6 protein-coding genes are annotated in these 4654 nt (G+C 65.8%); all 6 read left to right on the plus strand.

Annotated elements, in window-relative coordinates; genetic code table 11:
- On the plus strand, nucleotides 1–1209 hold a 1209-nt coding region (locus ACK4HJ_RS22805), incomplete at its 5' end, for a beta-propeller fold lactonase family protein (protein WP_060987297.1).
- Complete coding sequence (locus ACK4HJ_RS22810) at nucleotides 1206–1565, plus strand: DUF305 domain-containing protein (protein ID WP_008904210.1); 360 nt, start codon at nucleotides 1206–1208, stop codon at nucleotides 1563–1565. The genes ACK4HJ_RS22805 and ACK4HJ_RS22810, both read left to right, overlap by 4 nt.
- A 70-nt stretch (nucleotides 1566–1635) precedes the next feature.
- Nucleotides 1636–2169 carry an RNA polymerase sigma factor gene (locus ACK4HJ_RS22815; RefSeq protein ID WP_050813810.1) on the plus strand — a complete coding sequence of 178 codons (534 nt, stop codon included), beginning with the start codon at nucleotides 1636–1638 and terminating at the stop codon, nucleotides 2167–2169.
- A complete protein-coding gene (locus ACK4HJ_RS22820; protein WP_008904212.1) occupies nucleotides 2166–2768 on the plus strand; it encodes a hypothetical protein in 603 nt (200 codons plus the stop codon). Before ACK4HJ_RS22815 ends, ACK4HJ_RS22820 begins: the two co-directional genes overlap by 4 nt.
- Nucleotides 2769–2853: 85 nt before the next feature.
- Nucleotides 2854–4086 carry a sulfite oxidase gene (locus ACK4HJ_RS22825; protein WP_060987298.1) on the plus strand — a complete coding sequence of 411 codons (1233 nt, stop codon included), beginning with the start codon at nucleotides 2854–2856 and terminating at the stop codon, nucleotides 4084–4086.
- On the plus strand, nucleotides 4083–4430 hold the full coding sequence (locus tag ACK4HJ_RS22830; RefSeq protein WP_082753531.1) for a c-type cytochrome: 348 nt from the start codon (nucleotides 4083–4085) through the stop codon (nucleotides 4428–4430). The genes ACK4HJ_RS22825 and ACK4HJ_RS22830 overlap by 4 nt, the downstream gene beginning before the upstream one ends.
- Nucleotides 4431–4654: the final 224 nt, after the last annotated feature.

The raw sequence follows: 4654 nt of genomic DNA on the forward strand, positions 1-4654 counted from the left end.
AAGACCAACACCGTCGAGTCGACGATCAACCTGACCAGCTTTGACGAAGACCCTCGTCCCCCGTTTCGCTTTGTGACGGCCGGCGTGGCGCCAACGCACGCGGCGATGGTCCACAAGCCGCTGTACCACGGCTGTATCGATGCGCACGGCGCGGTGCCGTCGCCCGATGGCCGGTTGCTGGCCACCAGCGGGCGCGGCTCCAGCAACATTTATCTGATCGACGCCGAGCAGCGCCGCGTCATCGGCAACACACCCAACCCTGCGTCTGGGCCCACCACCAACCCCGAGCGCCTGAGTAGTGGCCTGCTGCTGGGCCGCGAACCGCACGAGCCCACTTTCACGCGCAACGGCCGCGAGCTGTGGGTCACGCTGCGCGGTGAAGACCGCATTGCCATCGTCGGCGTCGATCGTGCCGTTCGCCAGCTCAAGGGGGCCGACAGCCCGGGCTCCAGCGCGGTTCGCCAATACCTGCCCACGCTGAGCGGCCCGGCGCAGGTGTGGTTCAACCGTGAGGGTACGTTGGCCTTTGTGGCCAGCCAGAAGGTGTCGAAGATCGACGTGTTCCGCGTCAACCCCGGCGCGGATGGCCACAGCCAACCGCAGCGGCTGACCACGCTGGACATCAGCGCACAGGACAAACCCGGCTTCACGCCCTTCATGAAGACCACACCCGACGGTGCCGAGGTGTGGTTCTCGCACAAGCTGGCTGATGCGGTGTCTTGCCGCTCGACGCAGGGTGGCTTCGACCTGATCGACACCGTGCCACTCGGCATGGGCGCTCGGCCCAACCACGTTGAGTTCGTGCGCAATGCGCGCGGCAGCGTGGTCTATGCCAGCCTGGCGCGCATCGACGATGGTGGCCCCGGCGGCGTGGCGTCGAGCCCGATCGCCATCATCGACCGCAGCGCTCCGGGCGGACAGCGCAAGGTGGTGGGCACCTTCTCCAGCCGTGGCCGCGAGTCGCACGGGTTGTGGACCAACCCCGAGAACACGCTGCTGTATGTGGCCCACGAACAGGACGAGCTGCCCGGCACGCCCAACGCGGGCCAGACCGTGTGCAGTGCATTTGATGTGAGCGACCCGCTGCGCCCGACCTTCATTGCGCAGATCCCCCTGGGCAATCTGACGCTGCCCTCTGGCGCGCTGCGCAACAAAAAGAGCATCAACCTCGTCTACGTGCGTGTGGGCGAGAAGGGCCAGACGGCATGAGCGGCGCGCACACCAGCCACGGCGCCAGCGCCGCGCACACCAGCGCATTCCAGCGGGATATGGACGAATCGATGGCCCGCATGATGCAGGCCATGCACAGCCCGGGCTACGCAGGCCAGGCCGACCAGGACTTTCTGGCGATGATGATTCCGCACCACGCCGGCGCTGTGGACATGGCGCGGCTGGTGTTGCAGCATGGGCGCGATCCTGTCACCCGGCAGTTGGCCGAGGAAATCATTGCCGGGCAGACGGTGGAGATCCAGAGCATGCAACGCCGACTGCACACCCTGCAGCAGCGCACAGCCAAAGGTGCGGAAGCGGAATTTCCGTCGCTGGGTGGGACGCGGGGGCCTTGATCGACAGCCCTAGGGAAAGTACCGATGAGCGCCACGGAATGAACCAAGCCACGCAGCGCTCTTGATCACCATGCTGTTCCAGTCTGCCGAGTCCCGCTATAACCAATGGGTGCGTGAGCACTACCGTTTTTTGCTGCGCAGTGCGTGGGCGCTCACTGGTTCGCGCGCCATTGCCGAAGACGTGGTGCAAGACTGTTTTGCCAACGCCTGGAAGCACCGGGAGCAACTGCGCGACGCTGCGCTGGCACGGGCTTGGCTCTTTCAGATCATGCGCCGCGCCGCCTTTCGCCAGGCCGCACCCAGCATGCAGTCGCTGGACGATGAAGAGCAGCCCGAGCAAGCGGCGCCCGACGCGGGGCTGGACGACAAACTCGATGTCGTCAAGGCGCTCGCGCGCCTGGCGCCCATCCACCGCGAGGTGCTGGTGCTGTTTTATTTCGACGACATGCCCACCGCCCAGATGGCCGAGGCGCTGGAGATCGCGCCCGGCACGGTGTTGTCGCGCCTAGCCCGTGCGCGCGACGCTTTGAAGCTGGCCATGGGGGTACCTGCGACACCCAAGGCCGATGTCAACGTTACCCCGTTTCGCAGGACCAAGACATGAGCCCCGATACCGACGCGCCTTTCCTGCCCGACAGCGAATTCGATTTGCGCGCGCGCGCCGAGTTGGCGATCGCCTTCGAGGCCAGCGACGCACCGGCACACCTGTACCGAAAGCCGCAGCCGCTGCTGGCGCGACGCGGCTTGCAGCGTTTTCTGGCTGCGCTTTTGCTGGCCGGTGGCACCAGCGGCGGGGTGCTAGCCGTGCGACCGCCAGCGATGGTGCGCGACGCGATCGACCACGAATACCACGAGCGCAGCTTGCGGGGCAGTTTCATGGAGCAGCGCCAGTTGCTCATGCACCTGGGCATGCGGGACGCCAACGTGGTGCCCGGGTTTCCCCAACTCATGCGGCCATGCGATATCGAAGGTCACCTCGCTTACCACCTCACCACGTTCTTCGAGAAGGGCGGCATGGTGACGGTGTATGCCTTTGACCAGCCTGTGGACCTGCGCGAGGCCAGCGGCTGGTGGAGCAACGTGCACTGGAAGGTGATCCGCTCGCGCGAGGGCAAGCCCTTGTTGCTGGTGGCCCAGAAAAAGAAGGCACTGGCGGTCGCGCAGACGGCACTGCAGGCACCTCCCGTGTCCGGGCCAGGCTGAGGCACCGCGTCCCTGTCAACGAATCAACCGCGCACCCCTTTCACCCCAACCGGCGCACGACGCCCAACCACCGGAGACCCCAGAAATGAACCAACAACCCACCTCGCTCCCCCGGCGCCACCTGCTGGCCGGCAGCGGCGCTGCTTTGGCTGCCGTTGGTCTGGCCAGCTTTGGCCGCACCGCAGCCGCTGCTGGTGAGGCCGCGCCCGTCGCCGTGGCCGGTGCTGCCAAGCCTCTGCCAGCGTACGTGGGCTGGAAGGACCCGGCCAGCCTGATCGTGCACAGCAGCACCACCATTGAGACCAAGCGCAGTGTGTTCGGCACCAGCGTAATCACGCCGTCCGAGCAGCTCTACATCCGCAACAACCTGCCCGCGCCCGACGCCTCGATCCTGGGCAACCGCGATGCCTGGGAGATCAACATCGAGGGGGTGAAGAACCCGCGCAAACTCACGCTGGGCGACCTCAAGCGCATGGGCATCGAGACCACGGCAATGGTGTTGCAATGCTCTGGCAACGGACGCGGCTACTTCCCCAACAAGCCCAGTGGAACGCCTTGGCAAGTGGGCGCAGCAGGCTGTGTGGTGTGGAGCGGTGTGCCGGTGCGCTGGGTGGTGGATGCCCTGGGCGGCGTGGAGGCCGGCATGGCCTACCTCACCGGCACAGGCGGCGAAAAACTCCCCGATGGACTGGACCCCAAGAGCGTGATCGTGGAACGCTCGGTGCCTGCTGCCGCACTCGCCGATGCCCTGCTGGCCTGGGAAATGAACGGTGTGCCGATTTCGCTGGCTCACGGCGGCCCACTGCGCTTGATCGTGCCGGGTTACACGGGCGTGAACAACATCAAGTACGTCAAACGCCTGGCCTTCACCGCTCAGGAGACCGACGCACGCATCATGTCGCACGGCTACCGCATTTCACCGCCCGGCGCGAAGGGCGACCCGTCGCAGCCATCGGTGCAGGAAATGACGGTGAAGTCGTGGATCAACGGTCCCGGCACGGACGGCGCCCCGCTTAAAGCGGGTGACACACAGATCCATGGCGTGGCGTTTGGCGGCATGAACGCGGTGGCCAAGGTCGAGGTTTCTCTGGACGGCGGAAAAACCTGGCAGCTCGCGCGCATGGTGGGGCCCGACCTCGGCCGCTTTGCGTGGCGGCAGTTTGTTTTTGCGGCACGCCTGCCGGCGGGCCAGTTCACCCTGGCGAGCCGAGCCACCGACACCGCAGGCAACGTGCAGCCCGAACAACGCATGGAAAACGCGGGCGGCTACAACAACACCAGCTGGGCCGACCACGCCGTGAAAGTGAGCGTGGCATGAAGCGCACAATCCAAAAACACGCGTTGGTCGCTGCCCTGTTGTCGTTGGCATTCACAGTGCTGCCCGTGCACGCCGCCGACGATGCCGCGCAACTTCAACAAGGCAAGGTGTTGTTCGGCCAAGGCGCGGTGCCTGCCTGCGCCCTGTGCCATGCGCTCAAGGACGCGGGAGCCGAAGGCGCCGTGGGCCCCAGCCTGGACGAGCTCAAGCCCGATGCCAAGCGCGTGGCCACCGCGCTGCGCAACGGGATTGGGCAGATGCCGTCCTACAACGGCAAACTCAGTGATGCGCAAATTGCCGCCCTGGCGGCCTACGTGGCCAAGGCTTCGGGTGGATCAAAGTGATGGCTGGTTGGCCACAGCGCTGCTGCGCCAACTGACAAAAAGGACGGGATCACCTGCAAACAGCGATCCCGACTGAGTGGCTGACCCAGGGCGGGTCAGCCACTCACCATCACTTGCCTGGTTTGATGTCGGGGACCACCATCCAGCCAGCCCCCATCATCACAACCGCCGGGAACTTCTCGCCGGCCTAAGTCTTGCCCAGCATGGCCTTGTGCTCGCGGTAA

The organism is Acidovorax sp. (genome assembly GCF_046294525.1).
Taxonomy (GTDB): domain Bacteria; phylum Pseudomonadota; class Gammaproteobacteria; order Burkholderiales; family Burkholderiaceae_C; genus Acidovorax.